Source organism: Mesorhizobium sp. WSM4850, assembly GCF_055811735.1.
The window spans coordinates 78854-97307 of the sequence record NZ_JBVVPV010000012.1 but is presented as its reverse complement, the minus strand read 5'-3'; the positions used below and the strand labels follow the sequence as shown (position 1 = coordinate 97307).

The 18454-nt window shown below is 62.7% G+C and carries 20 protein-coding genes and 1 pseudogene; 13 read left to right on the top strand and 8 right to left on the bottom strand.

Going from position 1 to position 18454, the window contains the following annotated elements; translation table 11 throughout:
* Nucleotides 1–199 precede the first annotated feature (199 nt).
* Complete coding sequence (locus AC0L2Z_RS14590) at nt 200–526, top strand: hypothetical protein (protein WP_473628456.1); 327 nt, start codon at nt 200–202, stop codon at nt 524–526.
* 11 nt (nt 527–537) lie between these two features.
* Here the strand turns inward: AC0L2Z_RS14590 and AC0L2Z_RS14585 are convergent, their stop codons facing one another.
* The gene (locus AC0L2Z_RS14585) at nt 538–1107 is read right to left on the bottom strand and encodes a methylated-DNA--[protein]-cysteine S-methyltransferase (protein WP_473628455.1); all 570 of its coding nucleotides are present in this window, start codon (nt 1105–1107) and stop codon (nt 538–540) included.
* 179 nt (nt 1108–1286) lie between these two features.
* Between AC0L2Z_RS14585 and AC0L2Z_RS14580 the strand changes: the two genes are divergently transcribed.
* The 5 genes from AC0L2Z_RS14580 to AC0L2Z_RS14560 all read left to right on the top strand — a co-directional run bounded on the left by AC0L2Z_RS14580 (nt 1287) and on the right by AC0L2Z_RS14560 (nt 4956).
* Entirely contained in the window at nt 1287–2150 is an 864-nt protein-coding gene (locus AC0L2Z_RS14580) for a transglycosylase SLT domain-containing protein (protein WP_473628454.1), read from the top strand.
* Nucleotides 2151–2155: 5 nt separating this feature from the next.
* Nucleotides 2156–2644, top strand: a complete 489-nt coding sequence (locus AC0L2Z_RS14575) for a GNAT family N-acetyltransferase (protein WP_287185738.1) — start codon at nt 2156–2158, stop codon at nt 2642–2644.
* A 159-nt stretch (nt 2645–2803) separates the two neighbouring features.
* Nucleotides 2804–3235 carry a lysozyme inhibitor LprI family protein gene (locus tag AC0L2Z_RS14570; protein ID WP_473628452.1) on the top strand — a complete coding sequence of 144 codons (432 nt, stop codon included), beginning with the start codon at nt 2804–2806 and terminating at the stop codon, nt 3233–3235.
* A 154-nt stretch (nt 3236–3389) separates the two neighbouring features.
* Nucleotides 3390–4133 (top strand): DUF899 family protein, encoded by a 744-nt coding sequence (locus AC0L2Z_RS14565; RefSeq protein ID WP_473628451.1) that lies wholly within the window; start codon nt 3390–3392, stop codon nt 4131–4133.
* A gap of 271 nt (nt 4134–4404) precedes the next feature.
* Nucleotides 4405–4956, top strand: coding sequence for a DUF4142 domain-containing protein (locus tag AC0L2Z_RS14560; RefSeq protein WP_473628449.1), 552 nt, complete (start codon nt 4405–4407; stop codon nt 4954–4956).
* Between the two features lie 126 nt (nt 4957–5082).
* Here AC0L2Z_RS14560 and AC0L2Z_RS14555 read toward each other — a convergent pair whose 3' ends face one another.
* Nucleotides 5083–5403, bottom strand: coding sequence for a DUF1476 domain-containing protein (locus tag AC0L2Z_RS14555; protein WP_128176348.1), 321 nt, complete (start codon nt 5401–5403; stop codon nt 5083–5085).
* 372 nt (nt 5404–5775) lie between these two features.
* Here AC0L2Z_RS14555 and AC0L2Z_RS14550 point away from each other — a divergent pair, with 372 nt between their 5' ends.
* From AC0L2Z_RS14550 to AC0L2Z_RS14535, 4 genes are all read left to right on the top strand, one after another.
* The gene (locus AC0L2Z_RS14550) at nt 5776–6165 is read left to right on the top strand and encodes a DUF6152 family protein (RefSeq protein ID WP_023799775.1); all 390 of its coding nucleotides are present in this window, start codon (nt 5776–5778) and stop codon (nt 6163–6165) included.
* Nucleotides 6166–6630, top strand: coding sequence for a DUF6644 family protein (locus tag AC0L2Z_RS14545; protein WP_473628448.1), 465 nt, complete (start codon nt 6166–6168; stop codon nt 6628–6630).
* Nucleotides 6631–7297: 667 nt separating this feature from the next.
* Nucleotides 7298–7717, top strand: coding sequence for a hypothetical protein (locus tag AC0L2Z_RS14540; protein WP_473628447.1), 420 nt, complete (start codon nt 7298–7300; stop codon nt 7715–7717).
* 5 nt (nt 7718–7722) lie between these two features.
* On the top strand, nt 7723–8259 hold the full coding sequence (locus AC0L2Z_RS14535) for a hypothetical protein (protein WP_473628446.1): 537 nt from the start codon (nt 7723–7725) through the stop codon (nt 8257–8259).
* An 82-nt stretch (nt 8260–8341) separates the two neighbouring features.
* On the opposite strand, the gene carB is transcribed toward AC0L2Z_RS14535, so the two are convergent.
* From carB to AC0L2Z_RS14515, 4 genes are all read right to left on the bottom strand, one after another.
* On the bottom strand, nt 8342–11839 hold the full coding sequence (carB, locus tag AC0L2Z_RS14530) for a carbamoyl-phosphate synthase large subunit (protein WP_473628445.1): 3498 nt from the start codon (nt 11837–11839) through the stop codon (nt 8342–8344).
* A gap of 299 nt (nt 11840–12138) precedes the next feature.
* Nucleotides 12139–13095: an SH3 domain-containing protein gene (locus AC0L2Z_RS14525; protein ID WP_473628444.1), complete on the bottom strand. Its 957-nt coding sequence runs from the start codon at nt 13093–13095 to the stop codon at nt 12139–12141.
* Between the two features lie 211 nt (nt 13096–13306).
* Nucleotides 13307–14065 carry a metallophosphoesterase family protein gene (locus AC0L2Z_RS14520; RefSeq protein WP_473628443.1) on the bottom strand — a complete coding sequence of 253 codons (759 nt, stop codon included), beginning with the start codon at nt 14063–14065 and terminating at the stop codon, nt 13307–13309.
* A 280-nt stretch (nt 14066–14345) separates the two neighbouring features.
* Nucleotides 14346–14702, bottom strand: a complete 357-nt coding sequence (locus AC0L2Z_RS14515; RefSeq protein ID WP_027151146.1) for an ArsR/SmtB family transcription factor — start codon at nt 14700–14702, stop codon at nt 14346–14348.
* Nucleotides 14703–14894: 192 nt separating this feature from the next.
* Here AC0L2Z_RS14515 and AC0L2Z_RS14510 point away from each other — a divergent pair, with 192 nt between their 5' ends.
* The gene (locus AC0L2Z_RS14510) at nt 14895–16073 is read left to right on the top strand and encodes an MFS transporter (protein ID WP_473628442.1); all 1179 of its coding nucleotides are present in this window, start codon (nt 14895–14897) and stop codon (nt 16071–16073) included.
* Between the two features lie 115 nt (nt 16074–16188).
* Here AC0L2Z_RS14510 and AC0L2Z_RS14505 read toward each other — a convergent pair whose 3' ends face one another.
* The gene (locus tag AC0L2Z_RS14505) at nt 16189–16842 is read right to left on the bottom strand and encodes a dihydrofolate reductase family protein (protein ID WP_128247801.1); all 654 of its coding nucleotides are present in this window, start codon (nt 16840–16842) and stop codon (nt 16189–16191) included.
* Between the two features lie 146 nt (nt 16843–16988).
* Nucleotides 16989–17822 (bottom strand): protein-L-isoaspartate O-methyltransferase family protein, encoded by an 834-nt coding sequence (locus AC0L2Z_RS14500; protein WP_473628502.1) that lies wholly within the window; start codon nt 17820–17822, stop codon nt 16989–16991.
* A gap of 93 nt (nt 17823–17915) precedes the next feature.
* Between AC0L2Z_RS14500 and AC0L2Z_RS14495 the strand changes: the two are divergent.
* A pseudogene (locus tag AC0L2Z_RS14495) lies at nt 17916–18052 on the top strand (manganese-binding transcriptional regulator MntR); the annotation flags it as partial.
* 81 nt (nt 18053–18133) lie between these two features.
* Nucleotides 18134–18322 (top strand): hypothetical protein, encoded by a 189-nt coding sequence (locus tag AC0L2Z_RS14490; RefSeq protein ID WP_023799765.1) that lies wholly within the window; start codon nt 18134–18136, stop codon nt 18320–18322.
* Nucleotides 18323–18454 lie beyond the last annotated feature (132 nt).

Below are 18454 nucleotides of genomic sequence, written 5' to 3'. Positions count from 1 at the left end.
GGACCTCATATAGTCCGCTTCTCCGCAAAAAACAAGACTGCACGAAAAAAGGCGCTGATGCGGCGCTGCCCAATGGCCGCCCCAATCGCGTGAAAGCGTTGAACGTCGGGCGTTGCGCCGGGTCCAATGGCCTATCGCGCACGCTGCGGGGAAGGATCGTGCCGCCTCCGGGCGTCCGGTTCTGTTTGGGGAGAGGACCATGAAAACTGTCCTGTTTGCCGCCTGCCTGACGCTGGTCGCCGCCCAGGCGCAGGCGATCTCGCGCTATGACCCGGGCCGCATGACCTGCGGCACGGTGCGCGCGACAATCGCACGGGAAGGCGCCGTCATCCTGCGTTATCAGTCGACGCGCACGCCGGGGCTGCCGCTCTACGACCGTTATGTGCGGAGCCAGAGTTTCTGCAACATGGGCGAGGTCAGGGCACGCGCTTCGGTGCCGAGCGCCGATACCAACTCCTGCATCGTCTACAAGTGCAAGCGCGTGGAAACAGACCGGCATTTCCGCCGGCGCATCTTTCCGGACTAGCAATGCCGGCCTCAAAATCCAAAAGAGACCTGCGCCGGCGGCGGCGGACCGACGCGCACGCCTTCCATCGCCAGCATCTTCTCCTTGGTGGTCGAGCCGCCCGGCGCTGAAAAACCGCCGATCTTGCCGCCGGCGGCAAGAATGCGGTGGCAAGGGATGACCAGCGGCACCGGGTTGGCGCCGAGCGCGGCGCCCGTCTCTCGCGCCAGCCCGGCATGGCCGGCGCGCCTGGCCAGTTCGCCATAGGTGGTGGTCTCGCCATAGGCGAGCTTGCGCGCCGCGTCGTAGATGGCGAGGCGGAAATCGTCGACACCGGTGAGATCGACCGGCACACCGGAGAAATCCACATCTTCGCCGGCGGCATAGGCCTTTATCGACGCGATCAGTTCGGCAACCCATTGCGGTCGGGCGCTCGAAGCGGCGTTGCCGGCATGGCGCAGCAACCGCCGTTCCACCGCGTCGCGGCTGCGCTGGGGCAGGCAAAGCCTCGTCAGCCCGGCCTCGCTCCAGGCGATGCCGATGAAGCCGATCATGGTTTCGAAGACGGCGTGGTTGGCGAAGGCTTGAGAGGTGTCTTCCATGATGTGCTCCTTTCCGAACGAACGAACGGCAATCCAGTACATATCGAGAACGAGGTATCGCATTCCAAGGGGTCTGTTGCCACCCGAAAACCATTGGAAATCCCAACTGGCTGCGGATTGCCGGGGGAAAGCCGCTGGTGTAAGGACTTCTTAACAGACGAACCGGACCCGAGCGCGGCTTGCCAGCAAAAATCATCTTTCCCGCGATCGGCGTGATGCTCGCTGCGGCCGGTCTTAGCGGCTGCACTTCGACCGCGCAGACCAAGGCCGTGCCTTCCCTGACTGAAACCGCCGCAGCTGGTAGCGAAGCCGGCTATGCGCTGGCGCTGCCCGACACGGTTTCGGTGCTGCCGGAATCGTCCGGCGTCACGCCTGTCCAGACCGCGGCGCTGGCCGTCGACCCCGCCGCGACCCCCGCCCAGCCAGCGGCCTTTGCCGGCCCGACCCCGTTGGCCGCAACTGCACCTTCAGTCATGACGGCCGATGCCGCGCCAGCCGGCACAGCGCCTGTCTATGCGACCGCCGCCGTTGCGATGCCGGTCACCGGCGAGACAGGCAAGACGATGCCAGGCGTCCAGCAGGTCGCCTACACCCTGCCTGAGAATCCGTCCGCCCTGCTTTCGACCAGCCCTGCCAAACAGTATTCCGCGGGACCGCGCGGCGAGATCGAGCGGCTGATCGAGAAATATGCCGTCCTCTATCAGGTTCCGGCCGATCTGGTGCGCCGCGTCGTCAAGCGCGAGAGCACCTTCAATCCCAAGGCCTACAATCGCGGCCATTGGGGGCTGATGCAAATCAAGCATGCGACGGCGCGCGGTATGGGCTATGACGGGCCGGCGAGCGGGTTGTTCGACGCCGAGACCAATCTGAAATATGCGGTGAAATATCTGCGTGGCGCCTGGCTGGTGGCCGGCGGCAACGCCAAGCGCGCCGATCGGCTCTACCAGAGCGGCTATTATTACGACGCCAAGCGCAAGGGCATGCTGGAACAAACCGGCCTGGGCCGCGACCGCAGTCGGCGTCGCCTGCAGCCCGACGCCTGAACGCCATGCCTGAGCCGCGTCCGCCGGCGCCGAACGACATAAGGCTGCGCAAGATCCTCGACGACACGCTCGCCCCGCCGCGCTGGCCGGAAGGTTTCGTCATGCGCGGTTTTGAGGCCGCCGACGCGCTGGCTTTGCATACGCTGCTGACCACCGTCTTCGACGATGGCGCCGACGGGCCGTTCGACGAATGGTGGCCGCGTATTTCAAGCGACGCGGAATTCGACCCTGCCTTGTGTTTCCTGGTCATCGACAGCAAGGGTCGGCTGGCAGGCGCGGCATTGTGCTGGACGAGGGCGTTCGTCAAAGACCTTGCCGTCCACCCCGAGGCGCGTGGCCGAGGCATCGCCGAAGCGCTGATGTGGCACGTCTTCACCGCCTTTCACGCACGCGGCGCTGCGCATGTCGATCTCAAAACCAACACGGTTGAGAATGCTGCCGCGGTCAGGCTCTACGAGCGGCTGGGGATGTTCGAAGTCGACTGGGCGGGGTGAGGAGCGGTTGGCGAAGCCGATCAGCGAGCATCGTGCGGAAACGAAGTGTCCACCAAGGCGGCAGGCGGCATCTTGCCGGCAACCGTTCGGAAGTTAAGCTGCGATCCTGCGGCTTCCGTGCCGCGGGGCGGGGTCTCGACCGAAACCGGAGAAAACACGATGCGGCTTTTACTTTCCAAAACCGGTCTGGCCAAAACCGGTCTGGTGATCCTCGCTCTTCCGCTTCTTGCGAGCGTCGCGCGTGCCGACGAATGCGCCAACGCACAGGACCAGGCGGCCATGAACGAATGCGCCGGCAAGTCGTTCACTGAAGCCGACAAGAAGCTCAACCACGCCTACAGGCAGATCGAGGGTCGGCTGAAGGACGACGCTGCGACGAAGAAGCTGCTGGTCGGCGCGCAGCGCGCCTGGGTCGCCTTTCGCGATGCCGAATGCGCTTTCCAGGGCGGCCCGCCCGATATGGCAGGCAGCATTTATCCGATGGTTATCGCCGGCTGCAAGGAGAGCCTCACCAACATCAGGCTGAAGGATTTTCAGGGCTATCTCAACTGCCAGGAGGGCGACACGAACTGCCCGGTGCCGCCGCAGTAGCCTCTGTCGCTGGCGAAGGCGGAGCCGTTAAGGCCTTATCGCCGGGTTGGGCGTGCAAAATGTCGGAACCCTGCTTCGCGATGCGTCCTTGGGAGGCAAGGTGCGCTGCCGCTTAAGGCGTGCGCCGCCAAAAGCACGGCAGATGGAGATGACGATGATCACCTTTCCCAACGAATCCGCTGAATACCGCGCCGCCCGCGAAACGCTGCTGCAAAAGGAAATCGAGCTGCGCCGCGCCATGGAGGATGTGGCCGTCGCCCGCCGTGCACTGCCGCCGGGTGGGCTGGTGCCACAGGATTATGTGTTCGACGGACTTGGCGCCGACGGCAAGCCGGCCCGCATAAAACTGTCGGAGCTGTTTTCGCCTGGTAAGGACACGCTGATCGTCTACTCGATGATGTTTCCGCGCCATCCGCAGGAGACGCGCGACGTGGCGACAAGCGGCGGCACGGCCAAGCTCGCGCGGGCCGACCAGCCATGCCCGTCCTGCACGGCGCTGCTCGACCAGTTCGACGGCGCCATCGGCCATCTCGAGGCCGCCGGCTTCAATTTCGCGGTTGTGGGCAAGACCGCGCTTGAAAACCTGATCACGCTTGGCCGCGATCGCGGCTGGACGAACATGCGGCTGCTCTCCTCGCCCGGCAACAGCTTCAAGCGCGACTATCACGCCGAGGCCGACGACGGCGCGCAACTTCCGATGCTGTCGGTGTTCCATCGCGACGCCGATGGCATCCGGCATTTCTGGAGCTCGGAGCTTGGCTTCGCGCCGTCCGAACCCGGTCAGGACCCGCGTGCCATCGGCACTTGCGAGCCCTTGTGGAACCTGATGGATTTCACACCGGAGGGCCGGCCGGACTGGAATGAACAGCTGCAATATGCCGGCGCCTGCTGCCACTGAGTGGGCCGTCCCTTCTCCCCTTGTGGGAGAAGGTGGATCGGCGCATAGCGCCGAGACGGATGAGGGGTGCTGGAAGAAATGAGGCGTTGGCAAATGTGCACGGTCTCTGCGCTGATGGGCGGCTCGACCTAGCGCACCGCCAAGCTGGAACACCCCTCATCCGACCGAGCTTCGCTCGGCCACCTTCTCCCACAAGGGGAGAAGGAAGAGCGCAACTTCGCCGCTGGTGTCGCGTTGGACTCTCCGAGGATCACAAACCCGGAGATTTCCTGTGAAAACAAATCTCACGCTTGCCATGGTCGCCTTGCTTGCCGGCGCGCCGGCGGCCTTCGCCCAATCCGCCACGCCGGCCGATATACCTGCTGTCGGCCAAACCAAGATCGACACCGAGACCTTCTCCAGAACCGTCCCCAGCGCCAACCGGTTCGAGATTGAAAGCAGCAAGCTGGCCGAACAAAAGAATGTCGCCGCCGATGTGAAGGATTTCGCCTCGCTGATGGTCAGGGATCACACCAAGGCTGGCGAGGATTTCAAGGCAGCTCTCGAACAGAGCCAGATCACGGCCTCGGTGACAGCGAGCGGCCCGGCTTTGCTGCCGAAACACCAGGCGATGCTGGACCAGCTCAAGAACCTCGATGGCGATGAATTCCAGGCGAAATACATCCTCCTGCAGAGCGAGGCGCACAAGCAGGCGCTGGCGCTGTTTTCAACCTATGCGCAGTCGGGTGAAGATCCGGCGCTGAAGGAATTCGCCAAGAAGACGCTACCGACGCTGCGGGCGCACGAAGAGCGCCTTAAGGATCTGGTGGCCGCTCACAGCTAAGGCATGTCACCCAAACGCATGCCCTCGGGCCTGACTCTGGGCCTGACCCGAGATGCGCAGCGGTTTTGGGAAACGCATAAAAGAGAGCTTAAAGCGCGTCGCGTCGCGCTTTAAGTCGGCGCTCTCTCAGGTGTTTTTGATCTGCTCGACCGCCGTCGCCAGCAGGTCGTTCATGACGCCGCGAATCTGAACATCCGACTGGGCGATGCCCGCCGCGTCGAAATCGGCGCGTATTTTGCGCAACACGTCGTCGTCCCCGGCCTCTTCGAAGTCTGCGCGCACCACCTCTTTCGCATAGGCGTCGGCGTCCTCACCTGACTTGCCGAGCTTTTCGGCGGCCCATAGGCCGAGCAGCTTGTTGCGGCGCGCCATGGCCCTGAACTTCGTGTCCTCGTCCATCGCAAACTTCTTTTCGAAGCCTTCCTGACGGTCTCTCATACTGCTCATAATTTGCCTCGTTCAGGTGTGAGTCTCCGACCTTCATCCGATGGAGAAGAAGAGCGGCGGTAGGGCCCGAACATGGCGTGCATGGATGTCATAAGCAAGACCGGACCGTTCATTCCGCAGGGCAATCGCTTCTGGTTGGCGCTGCCCCTCACCCTCACCCTCTCCCCGTGAAGGATGGGAGAGGGGGTGCCAGCGTTGTGGCTAGGTCCCTTCTCCCCGTTCTTGCCGGGGAGAAGATGCCGGCAGGCAGATGAGGGGCGGCGCCGATATCGACACCCGATAGCTTCGCCCAGAGCCTTCGCACCGATGTGATTTGACGTTGCCGCGCCGTGACCTACTCTCGATTGGCGGGATGAGCCGAGGAGGCGAGCGATGCAGTCACCTTTCAACGGGATTCGGAGCGTCACGTTGGCAGCGGCAGTGATCCTTGCCGCTGGCACCGCAGCTTACGCCCATCACGGCTGGTCGTGGACCCAGGATGGGTTTTTTGAGCTCCGGGGCAAGATCACAGCCATCTATATCGGCAATCCGCACGCCACGCTGGATGTCGACGCCGACGGAGAGGCTTGGCGGGTGGATTTGGCGCCGCCGTCCCGCACGATGGCCGCCGGCTTCACCGAGGAGGTCGCCAAAGTCGGCGACGAGGTGACCGCTATCGGCCACCGCTCGCGCGACGAGACCGAGAAGTGGATGAAAGCAGCCCGCGTCATCGTCAACGGCAAGGCTTATGACGTCTATCCCGACCGCGTCCCGCCGGCGTGAATGGACTGGTACCTCGCCGGCATCGAGCAACTCGCCATCGTAAGGGGGCTGAAGGCCTCCTTCGTCGCCTACCCCATAGTCAATGCGCTGCACATCATGTCGATCGGCGCGCTGCTGACCAGCGTCTGGCTCATCGACCTCCGGATCTTGGGCGCCTTCCGCTCGCTGCCGTACGCGGCGTTCATCGCGCTGCTGCGCCGCACCGCATCTACCGCGTTCGCCGGCGCGCTTGTCACCGGGTCGCTGCTCTTTTCAATCAGGGCGAGGGAATATGCGGCGATGCCGATTTTCCTCACCAAGATGACGCTCATACTCCTCGCCGGCACCAATTTTCTCATTTTCATGCGCCACGCAAAAGGCGGCGACGAGCCGGCCGGCGGGACCGTCACCATCCTGGCTGTGCTTTCGCTGGTGCTGTGGACGTCCGTGCTTTTCGCCGGACGGTTTATTGGGTTTCTGAACTGAGGCGAGATGGGGCACTGGCGTTCCGGAAGCGCGAGATGGTGCGCATCTACGCCGTCAATTCCGGCTTACACAATGCCATCAAGTGGGTAGATGCGAAGCACTTAAGCGTTGACCTGCCGACGCACAGCTTCGTGCCGGTGGCCTCATGGCGATGGAGTTTGACATCGAGATCGAGTGTTCGCGGGGGCGTGAAACGGTATCGGGAATGGAATATCCCTTTTGGCTTTTCCATCAATTGGCCTCGCGAACGGCTGGGCTAAGGTAATGAAGATACTTTCCCACCCTCAAGACCAGCGGACCATCGGCGCCCGCCGGATCATCTGGAACTTGGTGGGTTTCGTCCCCTATGCCGTCGGATTGGCTCGAACAGCTATCTCAGAGAACTGTGGTTTGATTAAAATATCTAACCTGAATCATATCCTTCTAATTGACACCGCGGTACAATAGGCAAGATTAAACCGGAATTTCGGAAACCCGGAAGAGCGAGAAAATCGGTGAAAGCCTTTATTAGTTACGCACGAGAACGCGAGAAGAATGCGAAAGAGATTTTCTTCATTTGTCAGAGGTTGGAGTGACGTTTTTTTGATAAGGTGTCACTTTCACCCGGAGACGACTGGAAGAAAATATTAAAAGAAGGCATTGAAAAATCTGATTTAACCATACTCTTGTGTCTAAAGAAACTTCTAGTAAGACTGGAGAATTGCAAAGAGAGATAAGAATAATTCTTGATGAATCGACCAGAAGGCCTCCTGGGCAAACTTATCTAGTGCCTATTCGTGTTGGAAAACCGTCACTGCCAAGCGACTTGTCTCATCTTCAATATTTTGACTATGGCTCAGGTGGGTGGGCAAAAACGTTACGTAATTCTGCGAAATCTGTGGCCAAGAGACTCGGTGAAGATTATATAATAGATAATATTCACGCATATCTTGGAAAACTGGATGGAGATAATCCGACAATTATTGAGAAGATATCTGAGAAAAAGAAACGATATAATATCGATATCGAATTTGTCCAATATAGAGACTCTTCAAACTACTTTCGATTTGTAAACTCTAACATTTTGGCGATTATTACGATTTTTTGAGGGGGATGACTGGTTGGGAGGGGCGCTCTGGCAAGTCGGAGTTGAGCATTTATGTGCGTGAGCATTTTAGTAGAAATGGAATAATATCCCTCCAAAAATCATATGGTGACTATTGGTCCGGGGCTGCGCATCCTAACCATTCACTGACGACGTTCAATTTCGGTGGGGAGGATTGTGGGCTCGTACAATTCGAAGACCTGTTCGAAGTTTCTGAAGCCGAAGCAGTGAAAATCTTAAAGAGATGTGATGATATATTTCTGTTAAACTCAAAATCTATCGGAGATGATTCCGACGAGTTTGACTTTAGTCTTTCGCAGTTTGTTGACAGTGAGTACAGGACGGCCCTCTCAATGCTCAAGAATTTCAATATTGACGATAGGGGGATTACATTCAATTTTGGTACTGATACCGGTCTTCCCCATGTTCTCGGCGAACAGGACGTTTTAGTGCCGTGGTCTATTTGGAAATACGACGTCAATAGATTTCATGGGAAGACCAAGATCGCAAAATTCATTAATGCCGCTATGAATCCTTTCGGCTAAATATCATCCAGGCAGCGCAATCGTTTGAGGGCGGGCCGCCCTATGGCCATCTCCCCCACAAGGAGGGAGATTGGCTAATCACCTAGGGAAAATACTCCTGCAGCGGCCGCACTTCCAAGCTCCCCGCCCTTAGCGCTGCGATCGCCTCCGCCACTGCCGCAGCCCCCGAGAGCGTCGTGTAATACGGCACCTTCTGCATCAGCGTGGCGCGGCGCAGCGATTTTGAATCCGACACCGCCTTCTGGCCGTCCGTGGTGTTGAAGACGATCTGCACCTGGCGGTTGCGGATGGCGTCCTCGATGTGCGGGCGGCCTTCCAGCACCTTGTTTATTTTCTCGGCAGCGACGCCGTTCTCGGCGAGGAAGCGGGCGGTGCCCGAGGTGGCCATTACCTTAAAACCCTGGCCGGCGAGGCGCTTGACCGCCGGCAGGATGCCCTTCTTGTCCTCGTCGCGCACCGAGACGAACAGCGTGCCGGCGCGGGGGAGATCAACACCCGCTCCCAGCTGGCTCTTGGCGAAGGCCAGCGCGAAGTCGCGGTCGAGGCCCATGACCTCGCCGGTCGACCGCATTTCCGGGCCGAGCAGGATGTCGACGCCGGGGAAACGGGCAAAGGGGAACACCGCTTCCTTGACCGCGATATGGCCGGGATTTCTGGGGTCGGGCATGGCGCCGTAATGGGCGAAGGCGTCTTCCAGGCTCTCGCCGGCCATGATGCGGGCGGCAATTTTCGCGATGGGGCGGCCGATGGTCTTGGCGACGAAGGGCACGGTGCGCGACGCGCGCGGGTTGACCTCGAGCACGTAAACGGTGCCGTCCTTGATCGCGTACTGCACGTTCATCAGGCCGCCGACATTGAGCGCGCGGGCAAGTGCGGCTGTCTGGCGCTCCAATTCGTCGACGAGCTCCGACGGCAGCGAGTGCACCGGCAGCGAGCAGGCGCTGTCGCCCGAATGGATACCGGCCTCCTCGATGTGCTCTAGGATGCCGGAGACGAAGGTCGACTTGCCGTCGCACAGGCAGTCGACATCGACCTCGATGGCGCCACTGAGATAGGTGTCGAACAGCAGCGGGTTCTTGCCCAAGAGCGTGTTGATCTGGCCTGTCTTGTCGTTGGGGTATTTCTGCTTGATGTCCTCCGGCACCAGGCCGGGCACGGTGTCGAGCAGGTAGGATTGCAGCATGCTCTCGTCGTGGATGATCTGCATGGCGCGGCCGCCGAGCACATAGGACGGGCGCACCACCAGCGGGAAGCCGAGCTCGCCGGCGACGAGGCGGGCCTGCTCGACCGAATAGGCGATGCCGTTCTTCGGCTGGCTGAGGCCGAGCTTGTGCAACAGCTTCTGGAAGCGGTCGCGGTCTTCGGCGAGATCGATCATGTCGGGCGAAGTGCCGAGGATCGGGATGCCGGCCTTCTCCAGCGCATCCGCCAGCTTCAGCGGCGTCTGGCCACCGAATTGGACGATGACGCCGACCAGTTCGCCCGACGCCTGCTCGGCGCGCAGGATCTCCAAAACGTCCTCCGGCGTCAGCGGCTCGAAATATAGCCGGTCCGAGGTGTCGTAGTCGGTCGACACGGTCTCCGGGTTGCAGTTGACCATGATCGCCTCGAAGCCGGCGTCGCGCAGCGCAAAGGCGGCGTGGCAGCAGCAATAGTCGAACTCGATGCCCTGGCCGATGCGGTTCGGGCCGCCGCCGAGGATGACGACTTTTTTCCGCGACGAGACCTGCGCCTCGTTGGCGAGCGCGCCGGCGAAGGGAACCTCATAGGTCGAGTACATGTAGGCGGTCGGCGAGGCGAACTCGGCGGCGCAAGTATCGATGCGCTTGTAAACCGGATGAACGTCGAGCTTTTCGCGTATCTTTTGAACCTCTTCGACGTCTTTCCTGACCAGGGACGCGAGGCGGGCATCGGAGAAACCCATCGCCTTCAGCATGCGCAGATTGGCGGCGTCTTCGGGAATGCCGTGCTCGCGAATGCGGGCTTCCATGTTGAGGATGCCGGCGATCTGTTCGAGGAACCACGGGTCGATCTTGCACATGGCGTGCACGTCTTCCAGCGAGGTGCCCATGCGGATCGCTTGCGCCACCATGCGCAGCCGGTCGGGCGTCGGCGTGCCGAGGGCAGCGCGAATGGCGTTGCGGTCGTCGGCGTGGCTGGCTGCGCCGTGCGCGATGCCGGGGATCTCGATCTCGTCGAGGCCGGTGAGGCCGGTTTCCAGTCCGCGCAGCGCCTTCTGCAGCGATTCCTGAAAAGTGCGGCCGATGGCCATGACCTCGCCGACCGACTTCATCGCGGTGGTCAGCACCGGCTCGGCGCCGGGGAATTTCTCGAAGGCAAAGCGCGGGATTTTTGTGACGACGTAATCGATCGACGGCTCGAACGAGGCGGGCGTTGCGCCGCCGGTGATGTCGTTCTCCAGCTCGTCCAGCGTGTAGCCGACGGCGAGCTTTGCCGCGATCTTGGCGATCGGAAAGCCGGTCGCCTTGGAGGCGAGAGCCGACGAGCGCGAGACGCGCGGGTTCATCTCGATCACCACCAGGCGGCCGTCGGCCGGGTTGACGGCGAACTGCACGTTGGAACCGCCGGTCTCGACGCCGATCTCGCGCAGCACCGCGATCGAGGCGTTGCGCATCATCTGGTACTCCTTGTCGGTCAAGGTCAGGGCAGGGGCGACGGTGATCGAGTCGCCGGTGTGCACGCCCATCGGGTCGATGTTCTCGATCGAGCAGACGATGATGCAGTTGTCAGCCTTGTCGCGGACAACCTCCATCTCGTACTCCTTCCAGCCGAGCACGCTTTCCTCGATCAGCACTTCGGTGGTCGGCGAGGCGTCGAGGCCGGACTGGACGATCTCGTAGAATTCGGCGCGGTTGTAGGCGATGCCGCCGCCGGTGCCGCCCATGGTGAAGGACGGGCGGATGATGGCGGGCAGGCCGACATGGTCGAGCGCCTGTGCGGCGATCGCCATGCCATGGCTGATGTAGCGCTGCTTGCGGTCGCCCTCGCCGAGGTTCCAGCGCGTTTCGAGCGCGTCGAGCGCGGCGTCGAGGTTTTCGGGCTTCTCGGCCTTCAGCGCGGCGCGTTCAGCCTCGTGCGTCTTGCGGTCGGCATTCTTGACGTCGGTGGCGTTGGCCAGCATCGATTTCGGCGTTTCCAGGCCGATCTTCTTCATCGCCTCGCGAAACAGCGCCCGGTCCTCGGCCTTGTCTATTGCCGTGGCGTCGGCACCGATCATCTCGACATTGTAGCGCTCGAGCACGCCCATGCGGCGCAGCGACAGGGCGGTGTTGAGCGCGGTCTGGCCGCCCATGGTCGGCAGCAGCGCGTCCGGCCGCTCCTTGGCGATGATCTTGGCCACCACTTCCGGCGTGATCGGCTCGATATAGGTGGCGTCGGCCAGTTCCGGGTCGGTCATGATGGTGGCCGGGTTGGAATTGACCAGGATGACGCGAAAACCCTCTTCCTTGAGCGCCTTGCAGGCCTGGGTGCCGGAATAGTCGAATTCGCAGGCCTGACCGATGACAATGGGGCCGGCCCCGATGATCAGGATCGACTTGATGTCGGTGCGTCTTGGCATATCGAGGGTCCGTTCGGCAGGCGGCTTGCACGAAAAACCGGACGGGAAGACCCGGCCGGTTGTGCTCGCGATTCTGGTATCAGGCTAGGAGGGCCTTATAGGGAAGAGTTTTGCCGGATGTAACCCCCTAAAATGCGGAGAGTAGGGCAGTAGGGCAGTAGGGCAGTAGGGCAGTAGGGCAGTAGGGCAGTAGGGCAGTAGGGCAGTAGGACAGTAGGGCAGTAGGGCAGTAGGGCAGTAGGGCAGTAGGGCAGTAGGGCAGAGGCTCGAGCGCCCTTTAAACATATTGCCCTACTGCCCTACTGCCTTATTCCCCTTAGCCACCAATCCCCCAGCGCCAACTGATCCGTGATCTCGAAGCGCTCGGCAACGCCGACACGGATGATGTTCAGGCTGCCCTCGCGGGTGTAGCGGAATTCACCTGATGCATTCGAGCCGGCGGGCCGACCGGCCTGGAATCTGATGACGCGGGTGCCGCCATCGGGCCAGGTCACGGTGACCTCGGCTTTGTCGCCCGTGTGGACAACGCCTGCCTTGCAGCTGGTCATCGGCTGGCCGACATGGCGCGCGCAAGGAATTTCGTTGCGGGCACCCAGCGCCGGCGCGGGCCTGCCTGGCGGCTGCAGCCGCGCAACGGTTTGCGCGTTGGCCGGAGGCGCCGCATTGGCGGCGCGATTGCGGATGGGCTTGTCCGCTGCCGCGGGCGCCTGCGTCTCGCCGGCCGAAGGATTTTCGCTGGCAAAAAGCGCCAGGCGGTAAGCATCCTCGATAGCCACCCTGCCGATTGCCTCAACGGCAGTCATCGTGGGTTCGTGACCGGTCGCATCCAGGCGCGCCGTCAGGTCCGGCGGTGGCTGATCTGCAGTTGCCGGGTTCGAGTCGCCGGCTGCCGCGGCCGTGCTTTCGCCGGTCGCTTCGATGTCCGCATCCGTAACGGCCGCCGGATTCTCGGGGTTCAGGTAGCGCGCGGGAGCCCATCCCGCCAGTTGCGGGTTGTCGATTTCTGCAACCTTGCACCAGCGGTGGCCATTGACGTCGTTGCAGCCGAGATTGTTGACGCTCGTGCCATTCGGCAGCCGAGCCTTGATCTTGCCCATCGCCGATGCCATGGCGCGGACGTTCAGGAGATCGCCCGGAGCGAGGTCGGTCACGATGGAGACGAACGGCGCTTCCTCGGCCCTGGCCGGCAGCAGCGCCGTCAGCAGGAGAGGGGCGGCAATCAGCAGCGTCGTCCGGAGCGTAACTGTGCGCCTCATCATTTTGGCCGTGGGCGATAGAAGCATTTCCGTAGGCGCGGCCAGGCACGGAATCACCACCGCATTCCAGGACGATTCTATAAGCGACGACATGGCGCTATGTAAGCCGGAAAATGCGGCTGGGGAATGGTGTTCGGTCCGCGGCATGAGCAAGCTCAGCGTGCGGCATGAACGCGTCCCGCGTTCAGCCGGACATGAACGCGTTGCGCGTTCAGCCGGACATAAATCCGGTGCGCAGCGCGTAGGCCCATTCCGGCCGTCCCGCCTGTTCGGCCTGCCGCGCTGCCGCCTCATGGTCATAGTCGACGGCGATGGCTTCGAAGCGGTCGGAGCGGCTCGGCCCACCCAATTCGACGATGCCGTAGCGTGCATGCGGAGAGCCTTGCTCGGAGACATGCGCCGGTGGCGTGTCGTCGCCATAAGCGGGGCAGCCGATGCTGCCCGGATTGAAGACCACCGGGCCGTCGGGGATACGGATCAGTTCGCTGCGGTGGCTGTGGCCACACAGCACGATGCGGCAAGCCGGATCGAGCGCGGCCAGCCGCCGCTTGATGGCGACTAGCGGCGCGCGGACCAGCCGGCCGTCGGCCATCGTATCGGTCAGGTATTTTTCGTCATGGTCGGGTCTGGCATGAAAGGCGGTCACTGTTGGGGCGACCTCCAGCGTGAGCGGCAAGGCCAACAGTGCCTCGCGCTGGACCGATGTCAGCCGTTCCTGCGCATAGCGGTCGGACGGCCACATGGCTTCATCCGCGGTATCGCGGGCGACGCGGCGGTCGTGGTTGCCGCGCACTGTCGGCAGGGCGAGCGCTTCAAGCCGCTCCATGGTTTCGCGCGGCCAGAGCGGGCCGGAGACGCAATCGCCGAGATTGACTGTAAGATCGGCACCACCGCGCTGCCGCAGATCGTCGAGCACGGCGTCCAGGGCGAGGATGTTGCCGTGGATATCGGCGAGAACGGCAATGCGCATGGGAAGCTCCGTTGGCAGGGCAGCGTTTCCTCGCCCTCGCGAAGCGGGGGAGAACTGACCGCCCCCGGGTCTTGCCTTTGGCAAGCCCGAGGACAGGCTCCGCGGCCGGAGAGGGGCTCTTCGCAGAGCCGCGTCGATAAAATGAAGCTTCTTTGAACGATTGGAGAGCGTCAAGGCCCCTCTCCGTCTCGGCTTCGCCGAGACACCTCTCCCCACTTTGTGGGGCGAGGAACCCAGGTTCCGAGAAATCCGCTCCTTAACTGGCGGTCCCGGAGTGGTATTAGGCGCGGACTTCGATCTCGGAGGCGCCGACCGCGGGCAGAGCTGGGTCGTCGACGGCTGCGGCAATGACGCTATCGAGCAGGCCGGGAAAGCGGGCATTGAGATCGTCGCGGCGCAGCGTGATCAGCCGGCTGGTGCCGACGACCTCGGTGCGGGTGACGCCGGCCTCGCGCAATTTGGCCAGGTGGTAACTGAGATTGGTCTTTGAGCCGAGATCGAGGAACTGGCTGCAATTCAGCGGCACGCCCTCCTTGCTGGCGAGATAGCGCACGATGGCCAGCCGGGTGGGATCGCCGAGCACGGCAAGCACGTTCGGCAGGCTGATCTGGTCGGCGGTGGGGTGGGGCAGCGTCATGCCGGAGAACTAAGCGCAATCAGGGCCGATTTCAACGCCTCTCCTCCTGGTGGATGCCCCCAGTTTCCACCTCCCGCTACCTTAGTCCTGACATGGAGCTGTCAGCAGGGTTCGGCTATTCTCGGGCGGCTCATTGACAACATGTGCCATTATGTACAATTGTTCAATAACTTTTGAACTAAGGAAGAGTTCATGGACAAGCGCCTCTTCTGGCTTGCGCTCGGATCATTCACGATCGCGACCGAAGGCTTCGTCATTTCAAGCCTGTTGCCCGACATCGCGGCCGATGCCGCCATCTCGGTCCCGCTCGCCGGGACGCTGATCACCGCCTTCGCGCTCGCCTATGCGCTCGGCGCGCCGATCCTGGCGACGCTGACCGGCGAATGGGACAGGCGACGCGTCATCTTGTGGACGCTGGTGTTTTTCGTTCTGGGCAATCTGGCGGCGGCGCTGAGCTCCTCCTTCGAACTGCTGCTGATCGCGCGCATCGTCATGGCGCTGTCGTCCGGCCTGTTTGCGGCGACGGCGCAGGGTACGGCCGTGGCGCTTGTCGATGATCATCACCGCGCCCGCGCCATTGCCGTCGTTGTCGGCGGCACTACGGTGGCGGTGGCGGTCGGCGCGCCGCTCGGCGCGCTTGTCGCGACGTTTGCCGGCTGGCGCGGCACGTTCTTTGCCATCGCCGGGCTCGGCGCACTGGCCGGCGCAATCCTGTGGTACCGGCTGCCGCGCGGCATCGTCGGCACCAAGCTGCCGCTCAGGCAGCGGCTGGCCGCAACGCTTCGCCCCGGCGTGCCGTCGATCCTGCTGACCACGCTGCTGGCGCTCACCGGCGCTTTCACGGTCTTTGCCTTTGTCGCGCCGCTAGCCATCGAAGGCGGCGGCTTGAGCCCGATCGCGCTGCCCGGCATGCTGCTTGCGTTCGGTGTCGGCGCCGTCATCGGCAACATCGCCGGCGGGCAGGCCGCCGACCGCTTCGGCGCGACGCGCACCGTCAGCTGGTCGCTGGCGCTGAGTGCGGTCATGCTGGTGATGCTTTCGGTCATTCCGGCCTTCCTGCCGCACAGCATCGCCGGGCCGGCGCTGATGGCCATGATGGTGCCGTGGGGCATCGTCGGCTGGGCCTTCCCGCCGGCGCAGGCCAGCCGCATCATCAGGTTGGCGCCCGACGCAGCGCCCATCGTGCTGTCGCTCAACGCTTCGGCGCTCTATCTCGGCGTGGCGCTGGGCGCCGTCGTCGGCGGCGTGGTGCTGCGCTATGGCGCGCCGGCTGATCTCGGCCTGGTCGCAGCGGTGTTCCCGATCCTGGGTCTTGGCGTCATGCTGGCCGGCCACCGGGCCGCCCGGGGGGTGGCCATGCCGGCGGAGTAAAGGAAGATCGCGGAAAGCGTGGCGCTGTCCTCATCGCGCTGCCGGGCAGAATTTGGATTCCTCTCCCCCACTCACATCTAGCGCAGCAAGGAACCCAGGGTCCTGTAACCCCACACTACTTCCAGGTCCGGCGCCTCTCGATCTCGGCATTGGATGGCTGTTGCTGGGCGAAGGATCCAGTCTTGATCTCACCGGCGCGTTCATAGCTCGCTATGATGACGCCGGTGGTCGATGCCTGTGAGCGGTTCAGCTTGAAAGCCGCCGGGATTGCGCCGCTGCCAAACAGCCGCTTGCCCTTGCCCAGTACCAGCGGGAAGGTCAGCAGGCTGATCTCGTCGATCAGGTCGTTGGCGAGCAAGGTCTGGACGAGTTCGCTCGATCCCTGGATGAGCAGGTCCGGCCCGTCCTCCTGCTTGAACTGGCGCAGGGTAGCCACGACGTCGTCGCCAAGCGACTGGCTGTTTTGCCACGACAGCGTGTCGGGCCGGTGGGTGGCCACATATTTGGTGACGGCGTTGAAACGGTCGGCGATCGGATCGTCTTTCTGGTATGGCCAATGCGCGGCGAAGATGTCGTAGGTCTTGCGGCCGAGGAGCAGCGCGAAGGGTTTTGCGAAGGTCTCACCAATAAAGGCGCCCCCGACGTCGTCCCAGTAATGGAACGTCCAGCCACCGAATTCGAAGCCGCCGACCGGGTCTTCTTGCGGCCCACCGGGCGCCTGCATGACGCCGTCGAGGCTGACGAATGTCGCAGTGGTGATCTTCCTCATTGGATTCTCCCTTTAATCACCCGAGCCGTTGCCGCCGGATTTCGGCCAAAGGACGTGCGAGCGGACGCCTGCCCGACAGGGCCGGAAAATTTCTGGGCTCCGGCGCATGTCGAGCGGCAAGCACGGGACGCCTCGACGCGGCGACGTCATTGCGACCGCCTGCCGCCAACACTTTGCGACGAGAACCAGACGTCGCCGATGACGGCGGTGGCGGTGCGGTCCGGTGCCTTGTCGGCCGTCAGCCAGATCTTTCGGCTGCGTGCCGCCTTGTCGCGGTCGATTTTTGTCGAGGCCGCCGAGGCGCCGATGCAAGGGATAAACCATGATCGCATGAACGGATCGCAGGCAAACCCCTTATCCGTGCGTGTCACCATCACCGCGAGGCCAATGCGCTCGGCCGGACGCCACGGAAAGACCATGCGGCCGCCGGGCTTCAGCGCCTTCAGCCATTCGGCTGGGGGTGCCGCAACGCCGGCATTGACATAGATGATGTCGGACGGTGGCAGGCCGCCGACGACCGCATCGCCATGGATGGCGGTCACATTGCCGTAGGCTTCGAGATTCTTGATCGCACGTTCGGCGAGACTGGAATCCAGTTCGAAAGCGGTGACTGCGCCGCCCGGCGAAACCAGTTTTGCCAGCAGAGCTGTGTAATAGCCGGTGCCGGCGCCGACATGAGTGACGGCCTCGCCGGGTTTTGGCGCCACCTTGCCGATCCACATTGCATGCAGGAACGGCTCGCCATTGTTGATGCCCTTTTCGGCGTCGAGCGACACCAGCACGTTCTGATAGATGTGAACAGGATCGGCGCTCGGCGTTTCTACCTTGCCGTTGCCGGCGACGACCGTCCACGGCCCGGGCCCGAGAAAAGCTTCGCGCGGCACCGCGGCGAACACGTCCTCGAGACGCGGATCGGCCGAACCTGCATTGGCAGCCATCAGTCGCGCGTAGAGTTTTCTGGCTTCGGCAATTCTGGTCATGTCGCGTGAGAAGATAGCGCGATTGACCGAATTGTCGCGCAGCCCCACGAGATCACTCAATGCATGGTCGAGAAAACCCCCAGCCGACGCGGCGAAGCGCGGCGCCGTGCGCTGCTCAAAGATTATATGCAGCTTGTCGCCGACCTGATCGAGAACGGCAACGAGGCCCGGTCGACATCGCGGCGCGGCTCGGCGTCGCCCAGCCGACGGTGGCCAAGATGCGGACGCGGCCGACAGTCCTGCCGGAACCGCCGCGCTGCCGCGGCGTTTGAGATCGTGCCAGCAATTGGCGCGAGACCGAGGAGGATACGATGGGCGTTGAACAGGCACCGACAGCGAAGGGCAAGCAAGCGGCCAAGGGATTGAAGCAGGCTGCGGCGAAGGACGAACGCAAGACCGAAGCGGATACTGGACGCCCGCTCAAGAAGGGCGGGGCCCGCTTCGAGGAGCGCTCGAAAAGCTCGGACGGCAAGAGCGCGGGCACCAAGCAGAAGATCTGAGCGTGACTGACCAAGTCCAAGACCAAAAAAAGCGCCGGCAGGGCTCTCAGCCGCGGGTGTCGTGCACGGACTGACCCCAGAGCCGGCGGGCCCGTCATGCGAAAAATACTGTGACTTGGCGCAACCATTGGG